The 23,997-nt window shown below is 63.9% G+C and carries 23 protein-coding genes, 1 tRNA gene and 1 pseudogene; 20 read left to right on the forward strand and 5 right to left on the reverse strand.

Going from position 1 to position 23,997, the window contains the following annotated elements:
• Window positions 1-4: 4 nt before the first annotated feature.
• The 9 genes from J0J06_RS04820 to J0J06_RS04860 all read left to right on the forward strand — a co-directional run bounded on the left by J0J06_RS04820 (window position 5) and on the right by J0J06_RS04860 (window position 8,581).
• Window positions 5-739, forward strand: coding sequence for an isoprenyl transferase (locus tag J0J06_RS04820; RefSeq protein ID WP_294040836.1), 735 nt, complete (start codon window positions 5-7; stop codon window positions 737-739).
• A complete protein-coding gene (locus J0J06_RS04825; RefSeq protein WP_294040199.1) occupies window positions 736-1,545 on the forward strand; it encodes a phosphatidate cytidylyltransferase in 810 nt (269 codons plus the stop codon). The genes J0J06_RS04820 and J0J06_RS04825 overlap by 4 nt, the downstream gene beginning before the upstream one ends.
• Window positions 1,542-2,708, forward strand: a complete 1,167-nt coding sequence (locus tag J0J06_RS04830; RefSeq protein WP_294040200.1) for a 1-deoxy-D-xylulose-5-phosphate reductoisomerase — start codon at window positions 1,542-1,544, stop codon at window positions 2,706-2,708. Before J0J06_RS04825 ends, J0J06_RS04830 begins: the two co-directional genes overlap by 4 nt.
• A 1-nt stretch (window position 2,709) precedes the next feature.
• A complete protein-coding gene (gene rseP / locus J0J06_RS04835) occupies window positions 2,710-3,843 on the forward strand; it encodes an RIP metalloprotease RseP (protein WP_294040201.1) in 1,134 nt (377 codons plus the stop codon).
• Between the two features lie 131 nt (window positions 3,844-3,974).
• Entirely contained in the window at window positions 3,975-6,680 is a 2,706-nt protein-coding gene (bamA, locus tag J0J06_RS04840) for an outer membrane protein assembly factor BamA (RefSeq protein ID WP_294040837.1), read from the forward strand.
• Entirely contained in the window at window positions 6,680-7,336 is a 657-nt protein-coding gene (locus J0J06_RS04845) for an OmpH family outer membrane protein (RefSeq protein WP_294040202.1), read from the forward strand. The genes bamA and J0J06_RS04845 overlap by 1 nt, the downstream gene beginning before the upstream one ends.
• Window positions 7,333-7,809 (forward strand): 3-hydroxyacyl-ACP dehydratase FabZ, encoded by a 477-nt coding sequence (gene fabZ, locus J0J06_RS04850; RefSeq protein ID WP_294040203.1) that lies wholly within the window; start codon window positions 7,333-7,335, stop codon window positions 7,807-7,809. Before J0J06_RS04845 ends, fabZ begins: the two co-directional genes overlap by 4 nt.
• Window positions 7,810-7,904: 95 nt before the next feature.
• Window positions 7,905-8,135 carry a 50S ribosomal protein L31 gene (gene rpmE / locus J0J06_RS04855; RefSeq protein ID WP_146571061.1) on the forward strand — a complete coding sequence of 77 codons (231 nt, stop codon included), beginning with the start codon at window positions 7,905-7,907 and terminating at the stop codon, window positions 8,133-8,135.
• Window positions 8,136-8,242: 107 nt separating this feature from the next.
• Complete coding sequence (locus J0J06_RS04860) at window positions 8,243-8,581, forward strand: PilZ domain-containing protein (RefSeq protein ID WP_294040204.1); 339 nt, start codon at window positions 8,243-8,245, stop codon at window positions 8,579-8,581.
• A 126-nt stretch (window positions 8,582-8,707) separates the two neighbouring features.
• Here the strand turns inward: J0J06_RS04860 and J0J06_RS04865 are convergent.
• Window positions 8,708-8,797, reverse strand: a tRNA-Ser gene (locus tag J0J06_RS04865).
• A 93-nt stretch (window positions 8,798-8,890) separates the two neighbouring features.
• On the opposite strand from J0J06_RS04865, the gene J0J06_RS04870 reads away from it, so the two are divergent.
• The 11 genes from J0J06_RS04870 to J0J06_RS04920 are packed head-to-tail and all read left to right on the forward strand — an operon-like array spanning window position 8,891 to window position 18,497.
• A complete protein-coding gene (locus J0J06_RS04870; RefSeq protein ID WP_294040205.1) occupies window positions 8,891-9,925 on the forward strand; it encodes a lytic transglycosylase domain-containing protein in 1,035 nt (344 codons plus the stop codon).
• Window positions 9,909-10,766 carry a septal ring lytic transglycosylase RlpA family protein gene (locus J0J06_RS04875; RefSeq protein WP_294040206.1) on the forward strand — a complete coding sequence of 286 codons (858 nt, stop codon included), beginning with the start codon at window positions 9,909-9,911 and terminating at the stop codon, window positions 10,764-10,766. Before J0J06_RS04870 ends, J0J06_RS04875 begins: the two co-directional genes overlap by 17 nt.
• A 31-nt stretch (window positions 10,767-10,797) precedes the next feature.
• Window positions 10,798-11,961, forward strand: coding sequence for a D-alanyl-D-alanine carboxypeptidase family protein (locus J0J06_RS04880; RefSeq protein WP_294040207.1), 1,164 nt, complete (start codon window positions 10,798-10,800; stop codon window positions 11,959-11,961).
• On the forward strand, window positions 11,961-12,593 hold the full coding sequence (tmk, locus tag J0J06_RS04885) for a dTMP kinase (RefSeq protein ID WP_294040838.1): 633 nt from the start codon (window positions 11,961-11,963) through the stop codon (window positions 12,591-12,593). The genes J0J06_RS04880 and tmk overlap by 1 nt, the downstream gene beginning before the upstream one ends.
• The gene (locus tag J0J06_RS04890) at window positions 12,590-13,552 is read left to right on the forward strand and encodes a DNA polymerase III subunit delta' (RefSeq protein WP_294040208.1); all 963 of its coding nucleotides are present in this window, start codon (window positions 12,590-12,592) and stop codon (window positions 13,550-13,552) included. Before tmk ends, J0J06_RS04890 begins: the two co-directional genes overlap by 4 nt.
• A 17-nt stretch (window positions 13,553-13,569) precedes the next feature.
• A complete protein-coding gene (gene metG / locus J0J06_RS04895) occupies window positions 13,570-15,090 on the forward strand; it encodes a methionine--tRNA ligase (protein ID WP_294040209.1) in 1,521 nt (506 codons plus the stop codon).
• Entirely contained in the window at window positions 15,087-15,878 is a 792-nt protein-coding gene (locus J0J06_RS04900; protein WP_294040210.1) for a TatD family hydrolase, read from the forward strand. Before metG ends, J0J06_RS04900 begins: the two co-directional genes overlap by 4 nt.
• Window positions 15,875-16,645, forward strand: a complete 771-nt coding sequence (locus J0J06_RS04905) for an MBL fold metallo-hydrolase (RefSeq protein ID WP_294040211.1) — start codon at window positions 15,875-15,877, stop codon at window positions 16,643-16,645. Before J0J06_RS04900 ends, J0J06_RS04905 begins: the two co-directional genes overlap by 4 nt.
• A complete protein-coding gene (locus tag J0J06_RS04910) occupies window positions 16,642-17,244 on the forward strand; it encodes a TIGR02281 family clan AA aspartic protease (RefSeq protein ID WP_294040212.1) in 603 nt (200 codons plus the stop codon). The genes J0J06_RS04905 and J0J06_RS04910 overlap by 4 nt, the downstream gene beginning before the upstream one ends.
• 60 nt (window positions 17,245-17,304) lie before the next feature.
• Window positions 17,305-18,084: a nucleoside triphosphate pyrophosphohydrolase gene (gene mazG, locus J0J06_RS04915; protein WP_294040213.1), complete on the forward strand. Its 780-nt coding sequence runs from the start codon at window positions 17,305-17,307 to the stop codon at window positions 18,082-18,084.
• Between the two features lie 2 nt (window positions 18,085-18,086).
• The gene (locus tag J0J06_RS04920) at window positions 18,087-18,497 is read left to right on the forward strand and encodes a hypothetical protein (protein ID WP_294040214.1); all 411 of its coding nucleotides are present in this window, start codon (window positions 18,087-18,089) and stop codon (window positions 18,495-18,497) included.
• Here J0J06_RS04920 and hflX read toward each other — a convergent pair.
• From hflX to J0J06_RS04940, 4 genes and pseudogenes are all read right to left on the reverse strand, one after another.
• Window positions 18,494-19,780, reverse strand: coding sequence for a GTPase HflX (gene hflX, locus J0J06_RS04925; protein ID WP_294040215.1), 1,287 nt, complete (start codon window positions 19,778-19,780; stop codon window positions 18,494-18,496). The genes J0J06_RS04920 and hflX overlap by 4 nt on opposite strands.
• Window positions 19,777-20,280 (reverse strand): annotated as a pseudogene (hfq, locus tag J0J06_RS04930) (RNA chaperone Hfq); the annotation flags it as partial. The gene hflX and the pseudogene hfq, both read right to left, overlap by 4 nt.
• 115 nt (window positions 20,281-20,395) lie before the next feature.
• Window positions 20,396-21,766, reverse strand: a complete 1,371-nt coding sequence (locus J0J06_RS04935; RefSeq protein WP_294040216.1) for a sigma-54 dependent transcriptional regulator — start codon at window positions 21,764-21,766, stop codon at window positions 20,396-20,398.
• Entirely contained in the window at window positions 21,763-23,922 is a 2,160-nt protein-coding gene (locus J0J06_RS04940) for an ATP-binding protein (protein WP_294040217.1), read from the reverse strand. Before J0J06_RS04940 ends, J0J06_RS04935 begins: the two co-directional genes overlap by 4 nt.
• Window positions 23,923-23,997: the final 75 nt, after the last annotated feature.

A 23,997-nucleotide genomic window follows, 5' to 3' on the forward strand; every position in this document is an offset into this window, starting at 1 on the left:
GCCCATGGCCGCCAGCGACACGGCACATGCCGTGGCGGCGGCCGCTATGCCGCGCCACGTCGCGATCATCATGGACGGCAACGGGCGCTGGGCGAAGAAGCGCCACTTGCCGCGCCTTGCCGGTCACAAGGTGGGCGTGGAGGCGGTACGCAAGGTCACGCGCGCCGCGCGCGCGATGGGGATCGAGGCGCTGACGCTATACGCCTTCTCGTCGGAAAACTGGCGACGCCCCGAGGAGGAAGTCGGCGACCTGATGGGTCTGCTCCGCCATTTCATCAAGAGCGACCTCGCCGAACTGGTCAGTGAAAATGTGCGGTTGCGCGTGATCGGCGATTATCGGCGCTTCTCGGCCGATACTGTCGCGTTGATCGATGATGCGATGGCACGGACGGCGGGCAATACCGGTCCATTGCTGGTGATCGCGCTCAATTACGGATCGCAGGCCGAGCTGGCGCGCGCGGCGCAGGAACTCGCGCGGCGCGTGCGCGACAACGAGATGGCGGTCGAGGCGATCGATGCCGACGCGATCGACGGGCTGCTCGAAACCCACGACCTGCCGCCGCTCGACCTCCTGATCCGGACCTCGGGCGAGCAACGCCTGTCCAACTTCCTGCTGTGGCAGGCGGCCTATGCCGAATTGCTGTTCGTCGACACGCTATGGCCCGATTTCGACGCCGGGACGTTGGCGGAGGCGATCGCCGCGTTCGGGCGGCGTCAGCGACGTTTCGGAGGCCTGTGAGCGACACTTCCGCGCCCAAGCGACCACCCGAACTGGCGGTCCGCATCGTTACTGCCCTCGGTCTGATTGCGATGGCGCTGGCCGCGATCATGTTCGGTGGGCTGTTGTTCTGGTTGCTCGCGGTCGCGCTGGGCATGGTGATGATGGCCGAATGGGCCGATCTGGTTTCCGCCTCGCCCAATCATAAGCGTCTCGCGCTCTATGCGCTGGTCGTGCCGCTGGCGATCATGGCGCCGACGGTCGGCGCTGGTCCGGGGTTCGTCGCGGTTGGGCTGATCGGCGCGGCATTCTTCTTCGTCGGCGCGACCACGAAGCGCGCGTGGCTGTCGTGGGGGATCGTCTACGTCGCCATCCCGATCCTCTCGCTGCTGCTGATCCGGCAGCAGAAGGATATCGGGCTGGTCTATACGTTGTGGACGCTGGCCCTGGTCTGGGCGTGCGACATCGGCGCGTATTTCGCCGGGCGCATGATCGGCGGTCCGAAGCTGGCGCCGGTCGTCAGCCCCAACAAGACATGGGCCGGGTTGGTCGGCGGGATGATCGCCGCGACGTTGTTCGCGGTCGCGATGCATTACGGTTACGGCCTCGGGAAGGCCGCCGTGCTGGCGACGCCCTTCCTCGCGGTGCTCGCGCAATGCGGCGATTTGTTCGAAAGCTGGCTCAAGCGGCGCGCGGGGGCGAAGGACAGCGGCACGCTGTTTCCCGGGCATGGCGGCGTGCTCGACCGGCTCGACGGCGTCGTACCCGTTGCGCCCGCGGCGGCATTGCTGGTGGTCGTGCTGCCCAAGCTGTTCGGCTTGTCGTGAAGACCGTCACGATATTGGGCGCGACCGGGTCGGTCGGTACCTCGACGCTCGACTTGATCGAGCGCGCGCCCGAGGCATTTCGAGTAAAGGCGCTTACCGCCAATTGCGATGTCGATCGACTGGTGGCGGCGGCGATCCGCACCGAGGCCGAACTGGCGGTGGTTGCCGATGAACGCTGCCTGCCCGCGCTGCGCGAGGCGCTTCATGACACCGGCATCGCCGCTGCGGGTGGATACAAGGCCGTGTGCGATGCGGCCCGGAGCGGCGCGGACCTCACCATGGCAGCGATCGTCGGCTGTGCGGGTCTACGGCCGGTCATGGCGGCGGTCGAACAGGGCGGGACGGTCGTGCTTGCAAACAAGGAGCCGCTGGTGTCGGCGGGCGACGTGATCCTCGCCGCGGCCAAGGCGAGCGGCGCGACGCTGCTGCCCGCCGATTCCGAGCACAACGCGATCTTCCAGTGCTTCGCGCCGGAGCAGGCCGGCCGGGTGCGCCGCATCGTGCTGACCGCGAGCGGCGGCCCGTTCCGCGACTGGACGATCGAGCGGATGCGCGCCGTCACGCCAGAACAGGCCGTCGCGCACCCCAATTGGTCGATGGGCGCCAAGATTTCGGTCGATTCGGCGACGCTGATGAACAAGGGCCTCGAACTGATCGAGGCGGCACGGCTGTTCCCGGTCGATCCGGACCGGATCGAGATCGTGGTCCATCCGCAATCGGTGATCCATTCGATGGTCGAATATATGGACGGATCGACGCTGGCGCAGCTCGGCCCGCCCGACATGCGCGTGCCGATCGCGCATTGCCTCGCCTGGCCCGACCGCATGGAAACGCCGATGGCCCCGCTCGATCTGGTTGCGATCGGACGGCTCGATTTCGAAGCGCCGGACGAAGAGCGCTTTCCCGCTCTGGGGCTGGCGCGGCGTGCGCTCGACGCTGGCGGGGCGCGGCCGGCCATCCTCAATGCGGCGAACGAAGTCGCCGTTGCCGCGTTTCTCGACCGCAAGATCGGCTTCCTCGAAATTGCCGCAATCGTCGCCGATACGCTCGATCGCTACGACCCGCCGGCGCCGGAGACGCTGGACGACGTACTGGCTATCGATGCCGAAGCGCGTACCATGGCGGGGGCGATGGTTGGGTCTGGCGAGTTGAGGATTGCTTGAGTTGATGCAGAGCCCCGGTTTCCTTCTGACGATCGCCGCGTTCCTGCTGATGCTGGGGCCGCTCGTGTTCATTCACGAGCTTGGGCACTATTTCGTCGGTCGCTGGTGCGGCATCAAGGCGGACGTGTTCTCGATCGGGTTCGGGCGCGAGATCGCCGGCTGGACCGACAAGCGCGGTACACGGTGGAAGCTGAGCCTGTTGCCGCTGGGCGGCTATGTTCGTTTCGCCGGGGACATGAGTCCGGCCGGGCTGAGCGATCCGGCATGGCTGGCGCTGCCGCCCGAGGAACGCGCCAAGACCTTCCAGTCCAAGCCAGTGTGGCAGCGTGCGCTGGTTGTGCTGGCCGGGCCGTTCGCCAACTTCCTGCTGGCATTCCTGATTCTGCTCGGGTTCGTCGTGGCCTATGGCCAAAGCACGACAACGACTGAAGTGGGCACGATTCAACCCAACAGCGCCGCGGCGACTGCCGGGTTGCAGCCCGGTGACCGCATCACCGCCCTCAATGGCCGGTCGATGGATAAGTTCGATGACATGGTCTTCTACATCGTCATCCGTGCCGGCCAGCAGGTCCGGGTGGATTTCGATCGTGACGGACAGAAATTGTCGCGTAACGTCGTGATCGGCACGGATCGTAGCAAGGACAAGTTCGGCAACGTCCAGGAACGCGGACTGCTGGGCGTCGGGCCGGCGGCGCCGAGCGCCGCCCCGGTCAGCTTGCTCGATGCACCGGGCGTCGCGTTTCGGTACGCCAGCGACATTGTCGGTGTAACTGCGACGACGCTGGGTCAGCTTGTCATCGGGCAACGTTCGGTCAAAGACATGTCGGGCATTGTCGGCATGGCTAAGACGTCCGGCGAACAACTGACCCTCGGCTGGGTCGCATTTGTCTATTTGGCTGTGTTCATCTCGATTAACTTGGGGTTCATCAACCTCTTGCCAATCCCGATGCTGGATGGAGGACATTTGCTGTTCTACGCGATCGAGGCGGTACGACGGCGCCCGGTAAGTCCGGAAATACAGGAATGGGCGTTTCGCGGCGGATTGGCGGCAATTCTGATGCTGTTTCTGGTCGTTACCTTCAACGATCTCGGGAAGATCGGTTTGTGGCAGCATCTGGCCGGGTTGATCGGCTGACCCGGTTAGGGCAGGGCGGGCGCGCCCGAATTTACGCGACGGCAAATGTCTCCGGCTGGGGTGGTAGAGTGAAGGTTATCAAGGTTACGACGTTCGGAGCGCGCGCCGCCGCGACTTTGCTGGCCGGCACCATGCTGTCGGGCGTGCCGCTGGCGAACGCACAGACTGCGCCGAACACGGCTGCACCAAAGACCAAGACGCCGGCCCTGGCGGCGACCCCTGCGCCGGCGCCTGTTCCGGCCCCCGCGCCGCAACACGTCATCAAGTCGCTCCGCGTCGAGGGATCGCAGCGCATCGAGCCGGAAACGGTGCTCAGCTATACCAAACTGCGGACCGGCCAAGTCTATACCAACGAAATCCTCGACCAGGCGCTGCGCGACCTGCTCGCGAGCGATTTGTTCGCCGACGTGTCTATCGCCGGCGTCGAAACCGGCGACATCACGATCCGCATCCGCGAAAACCCGATCATCAACCGCGTTTTGCTGGAGGGTAACAAGACGCTCAAATCGGACAAGATCACCAAGGAAATCAAGCTCGCCCCGCGGCAGATCTTCACCCGCACCGCGGTTCGCCAGGACGTCGCGCGCATCATCGAGCTGTATCGCCGCCAGGGCCGTTTTGCCGCGCGGATCGAGCCCAAGATGGTCAGCCTCGACCAGAACCGCGTCGACATCGTGTTCGAGATCAGCGAGGGCCCGAAGTCCAAGGTCCGCGCGATCAACATCATCGGCAACACCGTCTTTTCCGATTCAAAGCTGCGCGAACAGATGGTGACGAAGCAGGCTCGGCTGACGCGCTTCTTCTCGTCCAACACGTCCTACGATCAGGATCGGCTCGCGTATGACCAGCAGAAGCTGCGCCAATTCTATCTGACCGAGGGATACGCCGATTTCCGTGTCACCTCGGCGGTCGCCGAACTGACGCCGGACAAGAAGGACTTCATCATCACTTATGTGGTGGAAGAAGGGCCGCGTTATAAGTTCGGCGACATAACCGTCGACAGCGACATTCGCGACTTCGACAATAACAAGCTGGCTGCCACGCTGGTCGCCAAAAAGGGCGAGTGGTTCAACGCCAAGAAGGTCGAGGATTCGGTCACGTCGTTGAACGAGTCGGCCGGGTTGTTCGGCTATGCCTTTACGGACGTGAACCCTGATTATCAGCGTGACGCCGACAACCTGACCATGTCGGTCAATTTCCACATCGCCGAGGCGAAGCGGACCTATGTCGAGCGGATCGAGGTCACCGGTAACCGCAACACGCAGGACAAGGTGATCCGGCGCGAGATCCGCATGGCGGAAGGCGACGCGTTCAACAGCTTCCAGATCAAGCGGTCGCAGGACCGTATCAACAGCCTGGGGTTCTTCCAGGACAAATTCGAGATCAAGAATGAGCAGGGATCAGCGCCTGATCGCGTGATCCTGAACGCCAACGTCGAGGAAAAGCCGACCGGCGAACTGTCGCTGTCGGCAGGCTATTCGAGCCTTGAGCGCTTCATCATCCAGGCTGGCATCACCCAGCGCAACTTCCGCGGCAAAGGCCAGGAGTTGCGCGCCAACGTCGATTATTCGGTCTATTCGAAGTCGATCCAGCTCGGCTTTACCGAGCCCTACCTGTTCGACAAGAACATCGCGCTCGGCGTCGATGTGTTCCGCCGCGACTATAATTCGTTCAACTACCTCGGCGATCAGCGCCAGACCACTTACTCACAGGTGTCGACCGGCTTCCAGGTCCGCTTCGGCGTGCCGTTGACCGAATATTGGTCCCTGTCGGGCCGATATGGACTTACCTACGACCAGGTCGGCCTCGATAAGGCTACCTATTATTCCGACACCAACAGCGACGGAATCGTCGATACGTGCGATCCACTCAAGGCCGGACGCTATCTCTGCGAGGCGATCGGCAATCGCGTGACATCGGCGGTGGGTTATTCGCTGGTGTTCAACAGCCTCAACAGCGGCTTGCGGCCGACCGCGGGTCAGCGCTTGGTGTTCAGCCAGGACTTTGCGGGACTGGGTGGCGACGTGCGGTATATCCGTTCGCGGATCGAGGGCTCCAAATACTGGAATCTGGGCAAGGGATTCATCTTCTCGATCAACGCGGAAGGCGGCTATATCAAGTCGCTGGAAAAGAGCCGCGGCCCGGGTATCGACCCCGTGCGGATCACTGATCGCTTCTATCTTGGTGAACCGCAGATTCGCGGCTTCGACATTCGCGGCGTCGGCCCGCGCGTCCAGCGTATTCCGTACATTACCGACAGCAACGGCGACCAGATCCTGCAGACCGATCGTAACCAGATCGTCGATGACGCGTTGGGCGGCCGGGCTTATTACATGGTGCGTTTCGAGATCGAGCCTCCATTGTCGGGCGGTGTGCGTGAACTGGGCCTGCGTCCGTCGATCTTCATGGATGTCGGTGCAGTGTTCGGCATCAAGCGTCCGTTGCCGACGGCGACTTTCCCGACTCACGTCGACCCGACCACCGGCAAGACCATCGTCGACCCGATCATCACGCCGATTACCGACAGCAGCGGTCATCCGCTTTACGGCTACACGCTGCCCGATGGCACCGGGTCGACGACGACGTGCCCGGCCGGCCTGCCCGACGGCAATGGCGGCTGTAACGGCGTGACGCCCAACTCGGCGCTCACCAACACGATCTCGCCGTTCCTCGAGCGCTTCCTGGGCGATTCACCCAAGCCGCGCCTGTCGATCGGGTTCGGCGTCAATTGGAACTCGCCGTTCGGGCCGCTCCGCATCGATATCGCAAAAGCGCTGCTCCACCAGAAGGGCGACGACACCAAGCTTGTTACTTTCAACGTAGGGACTCAATTCTGATGAAGACCAAATTCACCTATCTCGGGCTCGGCGCGATTGCGCTGACCGCCGCGCTCGCCGCTGCGCCGGCACAGGCTCAGACGGTCGCGACCGCCGATTTCGACGGCGCCGTCGTGAAGACCAAGGCGTTCACCACCGCAAACACCACGATTACCACGACCTACAAGACGCAGATCACCGCGATCGAAGGGTATCAGAAGGAGCTGCAGGCACTGCTGGCGCCGTTCGACACCAACAAGGACAACCAGATCGACGACAACGAGCTGCGCGCGGCGCAGGCGAGCCCGTCCTGGGCGACCGTTGTAGCAAAGCAGCAGCAGATCAACACCACGCAGGCGCCGATCTCCCGTGCTCAGGCCTATGTGTTCGAGCAGGTCTCGGCCAAGCTTAATCAGGCGGTTCAGGCCGTAATCACCGCTCGCGGTCTTTCTTTGATCGTCAAGCCGGACGCCGTGGTCTGGGCTAATCAGGTCGGCAACATCACGCCGGCGATCACCGCCGAGCTCGACAAGCTGGTGCCGACGGCCAACGCCGTGCCGCCCGCCACCTGGCAGCCGGGCGGTCAGCCCGCGCCGGCTACGGGCGCGGCTCCCACGACGCCGGCTCCGGCGACCGCGGCTCCGGCTCCCACTGGTGGTAAGAAGCCGGGCCGTTGACCGAGGAAGCGGCAGCGACGTCGATCGGCCCGCTTGATATTAAGCGGGTGATGGCGGCGTTGCCGCATCGCTATCCGATGCTGCTGGTCGATCGGGTCGAGGAACTCGTCGTCGATCAGCGCATCACCGCCATCAAGGCAGTGAGCATGAACGAGGAGTTCTTTCAGGGGCATTTCCCGGGAAGGCCGATCATGCCCGGCGTGCTTCAGATCGAGGCGCTCGCGCAGGCGGCGGGTGTGCTCGCTGTCGAGAGTCTCGGCCTCGCGGGGTCGGGCAAGCTCGTCTATTTCATGTCGATCGACGGAGTGAAGTTCAGGAAGCCGGTCGAACCCGGTGTCCTGCTCAAGCTCGAGGTCGAGTTCGTCCAGAAGCGCAGCCGTGTGTGCAAGTTCGCGGGCAAGGCGACGCTGAATGGCGAAATCGCGACCGAATGCGAATTCACGGCGATGATCGCGGACCCGCCGAGCGACTGACGTTCCAACCAATGTTGAAAATGCGTCGCGCCTCTGCTAGGCGCGCGCCCTTCGCTGCCGGTCGGAAACCGGCGGCACTATCCAAGGAATTTGCTGTGAAAGCCGATACGCACCCCGATTACCACATGATCAAGGTCCAGATGACTGACGGCACCGTGTACGAGACTCGCTCCACCTGGGGTAAGGAAGGCGACACGATGACGCTCGAGATCGATCCATTGTCGCACCCGGCCTGGACCGGCGGCCGCGGCCAGATGCTCGATGCGGGTGGTCAGGTGGCGCGCTTCAACAAGCGCTTCGGCGGGCTGAATCTCGGCAAGAAATAAGCCGCATTTTAGCTGAGTCATTCGACGCCGCGTTCCCTTGTCGGGAGCGCGGCGTTGTCGTTTGTGCTTAACGCGTCGTTAGGTATCGTCGGGCTAGCATTTCCGTCATGGAAGCTTTGCAAACCGATATTCGCGCCGAATTCGAACCCGCGTTTGCCGGGGGAAAGCAGCGCAGCCGTCGCTCGCCGGTATCGCTGGATGCCAAGCTGGGCAGGGGCGGCCTGGACCGCACGCTATGCCGGGTCACCGACCTGTCGCGTCAGGGTGCACGAATCAGCAGTTATTCGGCGATGAAGAAGGACGCGTCGATCTGGCTGACGTTGCCCGGTATCGGCCAGATCGCCGCGACGGTCCGGTGGGCGGACGACTTCTGCGCCGGGTGTCAGTTCGACGAGCCGTTACCCGACTATCAGTTCGATATGCTGGTGGCGGTCGGGAGGGCGTAACGCCGCAGTCTTTGAAATCGCGAGTATAACGCGGAAGTGAATTCGGCGTCGTTGGACGTCGCTGGCGCGAAGCCGCCGCGCTTGCGCGTGGGGCGTTGAGCTTCGCTGACTTCCCAAGCTGCGCGGTGGCGGAGAGGGTGGGATTCGAACCCACGGTAGGCTTGCACCCACGGCGGTTTTCAAGACCGCTGCCTTAAACCACTCGGCCACCTCTCCGCGCTGGCGGGCTTTTGGGGAAGGGCGGCGATTTGTGCAAGTCGTGCGACGACAGGGATTCCCGTAAGCCCGCGACTGTGGCACGCTAACGTCATGCGTAAACGGGGCTTGTTCGGGATATTGCTGGCGGCGGTTGCGTTCGCCGGCGCGGCGGTGGCGCAGGATGACGCGGGGTTCCAGTCCTATCTGCAGGATGTGCGCGGCCGCGCCATCGCGCAGGGCGTGCGTCCCGCGACCGCCGATCAAGTGCTCGCCGGGCTGACTTACAACCAGCGCGTCATCGACCTCGACCGGAACCAGCCGGGGGGAAATCCCGCCAATTCGACCAACACCGCCAGCCCGCCCTTTGCCCCCTATCTGCGCAGTCATGTCGATGCCGCACGCATCGCGCAGGGCCGCGCCAAATATCTCGCAGAGCGCGCGCATCTTGCCGGGATCGAGCGGCAGACCGGGGTGCCCGAATCGATCATGGTTGCGATCTGGGGGCACGAGACCAATTACGGCCGCGTGATGGGTAATTTCGATTTGCCGCGTTCGATCGCCACGCTCGCCTATGAAGGGCGCCGACGCGCGCTGTTCGAGGGCGAATTGATCGCGATGATGAAGATGGTCGATCGCGGTGTGCCGCGTAGCCAGTTGGTCGGCAGCTGGGCGGGGGCGATGGGCGGCCCGCAGTTCCTGCCCTCAGTCTATCTCCGCCTCGCACGCGACGGCGATGGCGACGGCCGGGCCGATATCTGGAACAGCGATGCCGACACGCTCGCGTCGATCGGCAATTATTTCTACAACGCCGGGTGGCGGCGCGGGCAGACCTGGGGGCTGGCGGTATCGCTGCCGTCGGGGTTCGATCGGGCGGGCACGACCAACCGGCTGATCTCGCCCAGATGCCCGCGTGTCTTCGCGCGGCAAAGCGCGTGGCGGACGATCGGCGAATGGCGCGCGATGGGCGTGCTGTCGCAGGGCAAGCCATGGCCGGCGGACGATGTCCAGGCGACGCTGATCGAGCCCGACGGGCCGGGCCAGACGGCATATCTGCTGACCGGCAATTACCGCGTCATCCTCGATTATAATTGTTCGAATTTCTATGCGCTGAGCGTGGGGCTGCTCGCCGATGCCGTCGAACGCTAGACTGGCTTTTCTCACGGGCCTGGCGCTCGCTGTCCCGGCATCGGCGCAGGATGCGCCGCCGCAATCGGACGGCCCGCAAGCGACGTCCGACCGCTCGCCGGATCGTTATGACGAGGTCGGCTATGCGACGTGGTACGGGGCCGAACTGTCCGGCAATCCGACCGCTTCCGGCGCGCCGTTCGATCCCAAGGCGTTCACCGCCGCGCATCGCACCTTGCCGCTTGGAACCTATGTCGAGGTGACGTCGCTCGAAACCGGGCGAACCGTCCTGGTCCTGATCAACGATCGCGGCCCGTTCACGCCCGGCCTGTTGATCGACCTGTCGCAGGCAGCGGCGCAGGCGATCGGGATTTCCAGCCGCAAGCCGGTGCGGATTCGCCGCGTGACGCCGACGCCCGCGGATCAGAATGCATTGAAGAATGGTCGGGCCGCGGCGTCGATCCTCGATACGCCCCCCGCCTTGCTTGCCGGGCTGCGCGCCAAGCTGACAGGCAACAGCGCCGCAGCTAATCCTAAACCTCCGGCAGGTAGCTCGCTGCGCATGCCGCCTCCATCGCTCAAGCCGTCGCCGGTAGCTAAAGAATCGCTCACGAAATCGCCTCCTGCAACGGTGCGGCCACCCGTGGCCGTCACGGGTGGTTACTACGTCCAGGTCGCGGCGTTCGGTAGCCGCGAACGGGCCGACGCGGTCGCGCGCGGCCTCGGCGGCGCTGCGACGCCGTTCAACAAATTGTGGCGAGTCCGCACCGGACCTTATGCCGATGCGAAATCGGCGTCGAGGGCGCGTGACGCGGCGGCGGCGCGCGGCTATGGCGATGCTCGTGTCGTCCGCGACGACTGAATCACCGCTTGCTTACGGACTTGTATTTCCCATGAAGAAGATCGCTGCCCTGCTCGCCGCCGTCGCGCTGACGACGCCCGCCGTCGCCAACCCCGAATTCAACACGCCCGCGCCGGTCGCCTATATGGTCGACCTGTCGTCCAACGCTGTGCTCTATTCGAAGGACGCCGACCGCCGTATGCCGCCAGCGTCGTTGGCGAAGATGATGACGGTCTATGTCGTGTTCGACATGATCAAGAAAGGCCAATTGAGCGCCGACAAGCAGTTCACCGTGCGCCCCGAAACATGGCGGCAATGGCATGGTCCGCAGGCAGGTTCGACCATGTTCCTGTCGGCGAACGAGAATGTCAGCGTCGACAATCTGTTGAAAGGCATCGTCACGCTTTCGGGCAACGACGCGTGCGTGGTGATGGCGGAGGGGATTTCGGGCACTGAACAGGCCTTTACCGACCGCATGAATGACGCCGCGAAGAAGCTCGGCCTGACCAACAGCCATTTCGGGACCTCAAACGGATGGCCGGACAACGGCCGAACCTATGTCACGGCGCGTGATCTCGCGACGCTGGCGGCGGCGACGATCCGTGACTTCCCGGATCTCTACAAAAGATATTACGCGCTCCCCAGCTTCACCTGGGGCAAGACGCTGGGCGCGGGCAAGGACATTGATCAGGCCAATCGCGATCCGCTGCTTGGCAACGTCAATGGCGCAGACGGGCTCAAGACCGGGCATACCGAAGAAGCGGGGTACAGCTTCACCGGGTCGGCGATGCAGAACGGCCGTCGCTTGATCATGGTGATCGCGGGACTCGACAGCTTCAATGGGCGCAAGGAAGAGTCGATCAAGTTCATGAATTGGGGCTTCGGCGCGTGGAGCGCGAAGCCGATCGTGTCGAAGGGTAAGGAAGTCGCGACCGCCGAGGTTCAGCTCGGCTCGTCGAGCACAGTCGGCCTGGTCGCTGCCGACAATCTGGCGGTGACGGTGCCGTCGGGCAGCAACCCGGCCATGACCGCCAGCGTCGTGTACGATGGCCCGATCAAGGCGCCGATCAAGGCGGGTGATCACATCGCTGACCTGATCGTCAAGACGCCTGGTATGAACGACCAGCGCTTCCCGCTTGTCGCAGCGAAGGATGTGGCCGAAGCCGGATTCTTCGGTCGCGCCTGGGCCGGGCTGATGCAGTTGTTCGGCGGCTGATCGTGACGCGCGGGCGCTTCCTGTCGATCGAAGGGGGCGAAGGGGCCGGCAAGTCGACCCAGGTGCGCCGCCTGGCCGATGCGCTCCGTGCGCGCGACATCGAATTGATCGTTACGCGCGAACCGGGCGGCAGTGACGGGGCGGAGGCGATCCGCGACCTGTTGATGCAGGGAACGGTCAACCGCTGGAGCGCGCATACCGAGGCGTTGCTGTTCGCCGCCGCCCGCGCGGATCACGTCGAGAAGGTGATCCAGCCGGCCATCGGCGTCGGGACATGGGTGATTTCGGATCGCTACATCGATTCGTCGCGTGCCTATCAGGGGATGGCTGGCGGGATCGACGATGCGGCGGTGCTGGCGCTGCACGGGTTCGGGTCGCGCGGATTGATGCCGGATCGAACGCTGGTGCTCGAGGTGCCGCCGGAACTGGGGGCGGCGCGCGCATCCTCGCGCGACGGGGCGGGCGCGGATCGCTTTGCCGCGCGCGAGCGGGCCTTCCACGAGGATGTGGCGGCCGCCTTTCGTCGCTTCGCCCAGGCGGAACCGGATCGCGTGCGGCTCATCGACGCAAGTGGCGATGCGGATACGGTGGCTGCGGCCCTGCTGGCTGAGATAGCCGACCTGCTGCCATGACGTCACTCTATGGCAACACGCTGGCAAAACAGGCTTTTGCTGCCGCACTCGATGGCGGATCGCTCCATCACGCCTGGCTGTTCGCCGGGCCGGAAGGCGTAGGCAAGGCGAGCTTCGCGATGCTCGCCGCGCGGCGCGTGCTGGCGGGGCCGGGGCAATCCGACGACTTTTCTATCCCGTCCGACGACCGCACGCAGCATCTGATCGACTCGGGCGCGCATCCCGATTTCCGCAAGCTCGAACGCTTGCCGAAGGACGATAAGAAGCCGGATCAAGGCTTGGCGCGCAGTATAACCGTGGCGCAGGTCCGCGCGCTCGAACCGTTCCTAGGCGTCAAGCCGACCTATTCCGATCGCCGCGTAGTACTGATCGATTCAGCCGACGATCTCGAACGCAATGGCGCCAATGCGCTGCTCAAGAATTTGGAAGAGCCACCGCCGGGCACGGTGTTCCTGCTGGTCAGCCATGCGCCGGGCCGGTTGCTGCCGACGATCCGCTCGCGGTGCCGGTTGCTGCGGTTCGAGGCGCTTGGCGATGCCGATATGCGTAGCGCGCTGACAGATGCGGGAGCAGCACCGGGCGAGATCGATGAACTGGTGCGCGTGGGGCAGGGATCGCCTGCCCAGGCGCTGGCGATGGCGGGGCTCGATGTTGCGGGGCTCGACAAGGCGCTGGACGCGCTGGCGAAGGGCGACCCTTCCAATGCCGTGCGCGCGCAACTGGCGAGTTCGCTGTCGCTCAAGGCCGCACAGCCGCGGTACGAAGCGTTCCTGGACCGAGCGCCGCGCTTTATCGCCGCACAGGCGCGCAACCGCACCGGGGAGGCGCTGCGGTCGGCGCTCGACGCCTATGACGCTGCGCGCAACCTCGCTGCCAGCGCGCTCGGCCTGTCGCTCGACGAGCAGGGCACGGTGTTCGAAATGGGCGGGATCGTCGCCTCGCTGGCGAACCGCCGCTGACCGCGCTAGGGCGGGGCATGGCCGACCCCTATTACATCACCACCGCGATCAGTTATCCCAACGGCCGTCCGCATATCGGGCATGCTTATGAGGCGATCGCCGCCGACGCGATCGCGCGCTACCATCGCCAGGACGGGCGCGACGTGCGGTTCCAGACCGGGACCGACGAACATGGGCTCAAGATGGTCCAGACCGCGCGCGACCGTGGCGTGGAAACGCGCGCGCTGGCCGATGAAATGTCAGGATATTTCAAGGCGATGGATGATCTTCTAAATATTTCTTATGATCGTTTTATCCGTACTGTCGAAGCGGATCATCACGCCGCCAGCCAGGCGATCTGGGAAGCAATGGCAGCAGCGGGCGACCTTTACCTAGACCGATACGAGGGCTGGTATTCGGTCCGGGACGAAGCGTTCTACGACGAGAAGGAACTGGTCGACGGGGAAGGGGGCAACAAGCTCTCTCCGCAGGGCACGCCGGTCGAATGGACCGCCGAGGAGACCTGGTTCTTCCGTCTGTCGAAATACCAACAGCCGCTGCTCAAATATTATGCCGAGCACCCCGAATTCATCCAGCCGGATGCGCGCCGCAACGAGATCCTGCGCTTCGTCGAAGGCGGGCTGAGCGACCTCTCGGTGTCGCGCACCAGTTTCGACTGGGGCGTAAAGGTCCCGGGTAGCGACGGGCACGTCATGTATGTGTGGGTCGATGCGCTGACCAATTATCTGACCGGGATCGGCTATCCCGACCTCGACGGGCCGCTCGGCAAATACTGGCCGGCTGATCTGCACTTGATCGGCAAGGACATTGTGCGTTTTCATACGGTTTACTGGCCGGCCTTCCTGATGAGCGCGAACATCGCCTTGCCGAAGCAGGTGTTCGGTCACGGCTTCCTGCTCAACCGTGGGGAGAAAATGTCGAAGTCGGTCGGCAATGTGACCGACCCGATCGAGCTGGTCGACCGCTTCGGCGTCGATCCGCTTCGCTATTTCCTGCTCCGCGAAGTGTCGTTCGGCCAGGACGGCAGCTATTCGGAGGAGGCCATCGTGACGCGCTGCAATGCCGATCTCAGTAACGGACTAGGTAACCTTGCCCAACGGTGCCTTGCGATGATCGCGAAAAATTGCGGCGGCGTAGTTCCTCCGAACGACTCTGATACTAGGCCTGTGCACTTTGGCGATCCGATGGGGGAAGTCGCTGAGCTTATGGTTGATCTCAAGATCAACGAAGCGCTGGAAGCAATTTGGGAGCGCGTCCGGATCGCTAACGGCTATTTCGCCGAAATGGCGCCTTGGGCACTCCGAAAAACCGATCCGAAAATGGCCGACGCTGTTCTTTATCAAACCGCCGAAGCGATCCGTCAGCTGGCGATCTTGGTTCGTTGGGCAATTCCCGAAAGCGCCGACAAATTGCTCGATTTGCTGGGGCAGGGGGCGGACGCGCGTAATTTCGACGCGCTCAATCGCCCGATCGCCAGCGGCACGCCGTTGCCGGCGCCGAGCGGCGTGTTCCCCCGCCTGGAGATGGAAGCGGCATGAGGCTCGCCGACAGCCATTGCCACCTCAATTACAAGGGTCTCGCCGAGCAACAGGACGTGGTGCTGGCGCGCGCGCGGGCGAGCGGCGTGGTCGCGATGCTCAACATCTCGACTCGCGAGCGTGAATGGGACGACGTCATCGCGGTGGCCGAGCGCGAGGACGATGTCTGGGCGACCATCGGCATTCACCCGCACGAAGCCGACCAGCACGCGCATGTCGATACCGCCAAACTCGTCGCCCGCGCCGCGCACCCGCGCGTGGTCGGGATCGGGGAATCGGGTCTCGATTATTATTACGATCATTCCGACCGCGACCGACAGCGCGCCAGTTTCCGCGCACATATCGCCGCGTGCCGCGAAACAGGCCTGCCGATCGTCGTCCATACTCGCGATGCCGAGGACGATACGATCGACATCCTGCGCGACGAGATGGGGAAGGGGGCCTATCGCGGCGTCATCCATTGTTTCACGGCGAGCGGCGATTTCGCCGACAATGCGCTGGATCTGGGTCTCTATATCTCGATCTCCGGCATCGTGACGTTCAAGAACGCCAGGGATTTGCAGGAAACCGCCGCGCGCCTACCTCTCGACCGCTTGTTGATCGAGACGGATGCCCCCTTCCTCGCGCCGGTCCCTAACCGCGGCAAGACGGGTGAGCCGGCCTTTGTCGCCGATACTTGCCGTTTCCTGGCCGAGTTGCGCGGCCAGGACGCCGAGCAACTCGCAGACGCGACACGCGCCAACTTCCACGAGCTATTCACCAAGACGCTCGATAAAACCGGCGCATGAAAGTCCGCATTCTCGGCTGCGGGACGTCGTCGGGAGTGCCGCGGATCGGCAACGATTGGGGCGCTTGCGATCCGGCCGAGCCGAAGAACCGGCGTACGCGTGCGTCGATCCTGGTCGAAACCGCCACGACGCGCATCCTGGTCGATACGGGACCCGACATGCGGGAACAGTTGCTGGCGGCGGGCGTCGACCGGATCGACGCGGTGATCTGGACGCACGACCACGCCGATCACACGCACGGCATCGACGATCTGCGCCAGATCTATCACGTGATACGTGCTCCGGTGCGGGGGTTAGCCCGGCCCGCGACGTCGGCGATCCTGCGCGATCGGTTCGCCTATGTCTTTGCGGGAATAAGCGGGTATCCTTCGATCGCCACGCTGGAGGAATTGCCGGATCGGCTGACGATCGGCGATATTGCGATAACTGTCGTCGATCAGCCGCACGCGGACATCACTTCGGCGGGATTGCGGTTCGACGGCGACGGCGGATCGATCGGATATGCCACCGATTTCAATATAATGACGTCCGATATGCGAATATTGTATGAAGGCCTCGACCTCTGGATCGTCGATGTCCTGCGCCGCCATCCGCACCCCAGCCACCCGCATCTCGCCGAAGCATTGCCATGGATCGCCGAACTCGCGCCGAAACGCGCAATGCTGACGCATCTCGACCAGTCGATGGACTATCGTTCACTGCTAAGCGAACTGCCATTGGGGGTCGAACCCGGCTATGACGGGTTCGAATTCGAGGTTGGGCGATGAGCGGTCAAACCGGAAACGCGATCTTCTATGCGTTGTTGCTGATCCTGCCGCTGTCGGCGCTGGTCGCCCGCCGTATGCCGCTTAGGCGCGTCGCGGTGATGGCGCTGGCGTGGGTCGGCATCTTCGCCACCGGGCTGCTGATCGTCGCATTGGTCAATCGCAATGAGTGGCTGGTGTCCGGCGCGCGCGAGCTGTTTTACGACCGCGATCAGTCGGTGGTCGGCAACGAAGTGCGCATCCAGATGGCGGAGGACGGCCATTTCTATGCGCGCGCCGCGATAAACGGGACCGAGCGCGTGCTGCTGGTCGATAGCGGCGCGAGCTTCACGAGCCTGTCGGCGGATACGGCGGCGGCTGCAAGCGTCGCCGTCGATACGGTAGAGCCGAGGATTCCGCTCGATACCGCCAACGGCCAGGTCATGGCGCAGCCCGCGACGATCGGTGAATTGCGCGTCGGCGGCATCACCGCGCGCGATGCGCCGGCGGTCGTGTCCGAAGCGTTCGGCGACCAGAACGTGCTGGGCATGAGTTTCCTGTCCAGGCTCAAGTCTTGGCGAGTCGAGGGTAAGACCCTGATCCTCACCCCTACGCAGGAATAGATTTTACATAATGTATATTATCAATCTTGAGGATGGCCAGCTGAGGGGGCTCCCCCGCCAATGAGCGCGACCGGAATCGCCCCGAACAATATTGAGCGTCTCGTCGCGATCATGGCGCGGCTGCGCGATCCCGAGCGCGGCTGCGAATGGGACACGGTCCAGACGTTCGCGACGATCGCGCCATACACGATCGAGGAAGCCTATGAGGTGGCCGACGCGATCGAGCGCGCCGACATGGCCGACCTCAAGGATGAACTCGGCGATCTGTTGCTCCAGGTCGTGTTCCACGCCCGCATGGCCGAGGAAGCCGGCGATTTCGCGCTGGCCGACGTCGTCACCGCGATCTGCGACAAGATGGAGCGCCGCCACCCGCATATCTTCGGCGATGCAGTTCAGGGCGGCCATCACCTGTGGGAGCAGATCAAGGCCGCCGAGCGTGGCGCCAAGGGTGCCGACAGCGCGCTGGACGGCGTTGCGATCGGCCTACCGGCGTTGGTCCGCGCCGAAAAGCTCCAGAAACGCGCCGCACGCACCGGGTTCGACTGGCCCGATCCGAGCGACGCGCGCGCCAAGATCGACGAGGAGCTTGTCGAGGTAGAAGCCGCCACGAACGACGCGGACCGCGCCGAGGAAATCGGCGATTTGCTGTTCGCGGTGGTCAACTGGGCGCGCAAGCTCGACATAGATCCCGAAGCCGCGCTTCGCGCCGCCAACGCCAAGTTCGAACGGCGGTTTCGGGCAATGGAAGCCGCCGACGCGCGTTTCGCAGAGCGCAGCCTCGACGAGCAGGAAGCTCTGTGGAGGCTAGTTAAGACGATGATGCGCCCATGTGCCGGATAAAGTTGACCAGGCAAGCAACGCAGTGGACGGCACAATTCGCCGTCGCGGCGGAGCTTTGCAAGCGCGGTTGCGAAGTGTCTTTCACGATGGGCAATTGTACGCCGCTGGCCGATCTTATGGTGCTGGCGCCCAATGGCCGCATGTTCTTGGTCGACGTCAAAGGGCAATCAACCCCGAATTTTTGGCGCATCAAGGCCAAGGCCGAGCGTGACGATCTATTTTATGTGCTTTGTTACGTTGGCGAGGCGGAACGAAACAGATTTTTCCCGATGTCTCAGCGTACACTGCACGACTTGATGGAGCGATACCGGTGGAGCGGCGTCAAATTTGACGAGAATTTCTCCGGCTTTAACTGGGGTGATGCCAAGCCCTTCGAAAATCTCTGGGACGAGCTGCCTCTGGCCAACCTCTAGTTGGTCTTGAACCGTTCATAGTCGCGCTCGGCCATGCGCACGTCATAGACGACAATGTCGCCGTCCGCGTCGCTGCTCAGCACTTCGCCATGTTGGTGCAGCCAGGCCGCGCCTGCTCCGTCCCCGGCATCGAGCCGGATCGTATAGCGGCGATGCCCCGCCGTCAGCTTGGCGGCGACTTTGCGGATTAGGTCGTCCACCCCTTCCCCGCTGATCGCCGAGATCGTGACCACGTCGTCGCGGCGGCTCGCATCCGCCAGCGCGTCCGCGCGCGCATCGCTTTCGAGCAAGTCGAGCTTGTTCCACGCCTCGAACCGTGGCGTGGTATCCGCGACGCCGATCTCGTGCAGAACCGCCTCGACATCGGCGCGCTGCGCCTCGCTGTCGGGATGCGCGATGTCGCGGACGTGAATCAGCAGGTCGGCCGACACCACTTCCTCGAGCGTCGCCTTGAACGCCGCGACCAGTTGCGTCGGCAGTTCGGAGACGAAGCCCACCGTGTCAGACAGGATCGCCTTGTCGATGCCGGGCAGCGAAATTTGCCGCAGCGTCGGGTCGAGCGTCGCGAACAACAGGTCTTCCGCCATGACGTCAGAGCCGGTCAGGCGATTGAAAAGCGTGGATTTTCCGGCGTTGGTATAGCCGACCAGCGCGATCACGGGCCATGGCGCGCGCTGGCGGCGGTCGCGGTGCAAGCCGCGTGTGCGGCTGACCTGATCGAGTTCCTTGCGCAGCCGCGCCATGCGATCGCGGATCAAGCGGCGGTCGGCCTCGATCTGGGTTTCGCCGGGACCGCCGAGAAAGCCGAACCCGCCGCGCTGGCGCTCGAGGTGGGTCCAGCTCCGCACGAGCCTGCCGGCCTGATAGTCGAGATGTGCGAGTTCGACCTGCAACCGCCCTTCCGCGGTCGCCGCGCGCTCGCCGAAGATTTCGAGGATCAGCCCGGTGCGATCGATCACCTTGCATTCGAGCGCGGTTTCCAGATTACGCTGCTGCACCGGGGTCAGGCTCGCGTCGAACACGACGAGCCCCGCCTCCTCCATCCGCACCTGCGCAGCGAGTTGATCGACCTGCCCCGATCCGATCAGGGTAGCCGGCTTCGGCGCGCGTACGCGGAAAGCGATCTTCTCGACCACCTCCACGCCGATCGCCAGCGCGAGGCCAGCCGTCTCCGCTAGCCGCGCCTCGGCGTCGCGACTCCCCTTGCCCTGGTCGGGCAACACGACGATCGCCTTCGCCCCACGGGCGAAGTCGTCGCGATCACGTTCGAATCCGGTGGTCAATCTTCCGCGTTATCCGTTGAATCTTCAGCCAAATTAAGCGGTCGGGCGGGTTGGATGGTCGATACCGCATGCTTGTAGACCAACTGCGCCATCCCTTCGCGTTCAAGCAGCATGCAGAACAGGTCGAACGAGGCGATCTGACCTTGTAGCATGACGCCGTTGACCAGGAACATGGTCACGCTGTCCTCAGACTTGCGCACGGCGTTCAGGAAGATTTCCTGGAGCAACGGCGCTTTCTTCTGCGCCTCGCCCACGGCGTCGACGATCGCGCCGATGTCGATCGGGTTCGACGGCATGATCGTCGAGATGGCGTGCTTGTAGATCAGCTGCGACTGACCGTCGCGGCGCAGCAGCACGCTGAAATTGTCGAACCAGGTGACGATTCCCTGCAACTTGACACCCTTGACGAGGAACATCGTCACCGGAGTCTTCGATTTGCGCAGGGCGTTGAGGAAAAGATCCTGAAGCGAAGTCTGCTTTTCGGCCATTATCGGTCCTTGCTCTTGGCGGGATGTAGCCCGCTAGGCGCCGTTCTCCGGCGTCGAATACGCGTACCCGTTCGGTTCACGCGCTACCAATGTATGGTGACGATGCCGTTACGTCCAGCGCGACAAATCAATCGTCGCGACTGTCGGTGATGCCGAGCAGCTTGAGCTTGCGGTGCAACGCCGAGCGCTCCATCCCGATAAAGGTCGCGGTGCGAGATATATTGCCCGAGAAACGCCGGATTTGGACGCGGAGATATTCGCGTTCGAACGTCTCGCGCGCCTCCCGCAACGGCGCACCCATCATCGCCGAGGCACCCGCCCCGTCGCCATTGCCGCCGAGCACTTCCGCCGGAAGCAAATCGACATCGATGCGACCGATACGATCGCCTGGGGCAAGAATGATCGTGCGCTCGACGACGTTGCGGAGCTGGCGGACATTGCCGGGCCATTCGTAGCTTTGTAGCGCCACCATCGCGTCTTCGGCCACTTCCGGCGTCGGTACGCGGCGTTCGCTGGCATAGTGGGCAACGAAATGCTCGACCAGCGACGGAATATCCTCGCGGCGATCGGTCAGCGGCGGGATCGCGACCGGCACGACGTTGAGGCGATAATACAGATCCTCGCGGAACCGCCCTGCCGCGATTTCCTCAGTCAGGTCGCGTGCGGTGGCAGAGACAACGCGGACGTCTACCTTTACGGTGCGCTGCCCGCCGACTCGCGTGAAGCTCTGGTCGGTCAGCACGCGGAGGATCCGGCCCTGTGTTGCGACCGGCATGTCTGCGATCTCGTCGAGGAACAAGGTCCCCCCATGCGCCTGTTCGAGCAGACCGGTGCGGACCAGATCCCCACCCTCCTCGACGCCGAACAATTCCTCTTCGACGCGTTCGGGCGTCATCCGCGCCGCGCTGACGATGACGAAGGGTCCTTGCGCGCGCTGGCTCCAGCTATGCAGCAGCCGCGCCGCGACTTCCTTGCCGACGCCCGCTGCGCCCATGATGAGCACTCGGCTGCCGGTGCCGGCGACTCGCTTGAGGGTCGCGCGCACGCCGTTGATCGGGCCTGAACTGCCGGTCAGGTCGGTGTCGCGCCCGGTTGCGGCGCGGAGCGATGCCACCTCCTGACGCAAGCGTTCAGTTTCGGTCGCGCGGTCCACCATCAACAGCAGGCGGTCGGCGTTGAACGGCTTTTCGATGAAATCGACGGCCCCTCGCCGGATGGCGGCCACCGCCGTGTCGATATTGCCGTGGCCGGAAATCACCAGCACCGGGATCGACGAGTCGCGCCGCTTGATCTCGTCGAGCAAGTCGAGGCCATCGAGCCGCGAGCCCTGCAGCCACACGTCGAGCAGCACGAGGCTCGGGCGGCGCATCGCGATCGCCTCCAGCGCGGCGTCGCTGTCGCCCGCGGCGCGTGTCTCATATCCTTCGTCCTGAAGGACGCCGGCGACGAGTTCGCGAATGTCCTGTTCGTCGTCGACGACGAGAATGTCGAGGCTCATGATTTGGTCCTGGTCAGTATGGCGAGCGCGCCGTCGCCCGTGCTCGTGGTGGGTTCCGAAATGTCGTCGAGCATCGTCGCCAGCGCGGCGGTGTCGAACACGATCGTGACGATGGTGCCGCCCCCCGGCCGATCGGAGAAGGCGATCGTGCCGCAATGTTCCTCGATGATCTTCTTCACGATCGCGAGACCCAGCCCCGTGCCTCGGGCGCGCGTCGTCATATAGGGCTCGACAATCCGGTCGCGCTCAAGCGGCAGTCCGATGCCGTTATCGGCAATCTCGACCGCCGTTTCGTGGTCGGCGAGCGAAAGCGACATTGCGATGACGCCCGCGACGCCATCCTCACGCGCCTCGATCGCTTCGACCGCGTTCTTGACGATGTTCGTAAGGGCCTGGCCGATCTGGCGGCGGTCGCAGATCAGCGGCAAGGCATCCGGCGCATCGAGCGAGAAGTTGATCGCCGGATGGGCGACCTCGTGCAGAAACAGCGCCTGGCGCGAGAGGTCGATCAGCGACTCGCGGTGGAATACCGGCTTCGGCATGCGTGCGAAGGACGAGAATTCATCGACCATCCGGCGCAGATCGCCGACCTGGCGCACGATCGTATCGGTCAACTGGCCGAATATTGTGTCGCCCGCCTCGACCGTATTGCCGTAGCGACGCTGGAGGCGTTCAGCGGCGAGCTGGATTGGGGTCAGCGGGTTCTTGATCTCATGCGCGATGCGCCGAGCGACATCGGACCACGCGGCGCGGCGCTGGTCGAGCAATTGCTGGGTTATGTCGTCGAAGGTCAGGACACGGCCGTCCTCGTCCGCGGTGATCCGAACCGCAAGCGTGCGCTTTTCCCCAGCGGCGGTGAGTTCGACGATTGCTTCGCGCGCGTCGCCGGTCAGCATCGCCGCAAGGTCCGGCGACACGTCACTTAGCGGCGCCCCGACCGCACCCTCGCCATCCAGCTTGAGCAGCGTTGCGGCCGACGCGTTCATCAGCCGGATCGCACCATCGTCGCCGACCGAAATGACTCCGGCGCTGACGCCCGACATCACCGCCTCGATCAGCGCGCGGCGGCTTTCGAGCGCGCCGGTCTGTTCCTGAAGGCGGCTTGTCATCGCGTTGAAGGCTCGGGCGAGCGTGCCGACTTCGTCCTCCGCGCGGGGATCAGGAACGCGCGCCGACAGATCGCCATCAGCGACGCGCCGCGCCGCGCCGACCAGTTGATTGACCGGACGGACCAGCCGGTCCGCGACGACCAGCGCTATCCACACCGCGATGGCTATGATCAGTAGAGATATTACGAGCAGCGCCGCGTTGAATTGAAGCTGGATCGCCCGCGACCTTTTGCGCAGGCTGTTATAGTCGCCGACCGTGCGGTTGGCCAAGCCGAGCCGTTTCGCCATTTCCGCCGCCCCGCCCTCGCGCGTCGAATAAAGCAGCATGTCGGTGCCGGGGATGACCGTCAGCGAATAGGTGCGCTTGCTGTTGGTGCCGCGCACTGGTTGGCCAGAGGCAACCTTCTTCACGTCCTCGGGCAGGATTTTGTCCTCGAACTGCTCCGAATTGATCACCCGGTCGCGAAACATGATCTTGCCGTCGGGATCGACCGAGAAGATCAGCGAGTTGGACAGGCTGCGCTGATAGACGTCCTGCAAATATCGCATGTGGAAATCGGTGCTGCCGACCGGCCATTTGTAGGTGAAGATCATCTGGTTGATGTCGTTCGCCATCGCGACATTCTCTTTGTCGACATAGCTGATCAGCTCTTCGTACGACGCCTGGGCCAGGGTCTTGCTGTTCTCAATCACGTCGCGGACGCGGCCCGACGACCAGAATTCGGCGCCGTATTGGAATAGGACCGAGGCAGTCACTGCGAGCAGGATGGTGGGAACGCTGGCGAGGATAGAGAAGATCGCGACCAGCCGGACGTGTAGTTGCGCACGCCCCCCGGCCGGCGATTTCGCGGCGCGGCTGCGCGCCACGCGGCGGCCGAGCAACACGATAAGGCTGCCGCCGCACACCAGATTCGCGACGAGCAGGCTGGCGACCAGCGGGGGCGTAAGCAAAGGTTGCGGTGATTGCCCGCCCCGGACGATGAAATAGGTGGTAATGGCGACAGTCACGGCCAGCGCCAGCAATCCCAGCTCCACCGCCAGGTTCACTTGCAGGCGCCGTCCCCAAATACGCTGGGGATCGGCCTGTGTCGCCTCACCATTCATCGTTGCAGGATTACAACG

Origin of the sequence: Sphingomonas sp. (assembly GCF_017304615.1) — a bacterium.
Classification (GTDB): domain Bacteria; phylum Pseudomonadota; class Alphaproteobacteria; order Sphingomonadales; family Sphingomonadaceae; genus Sphingomonas.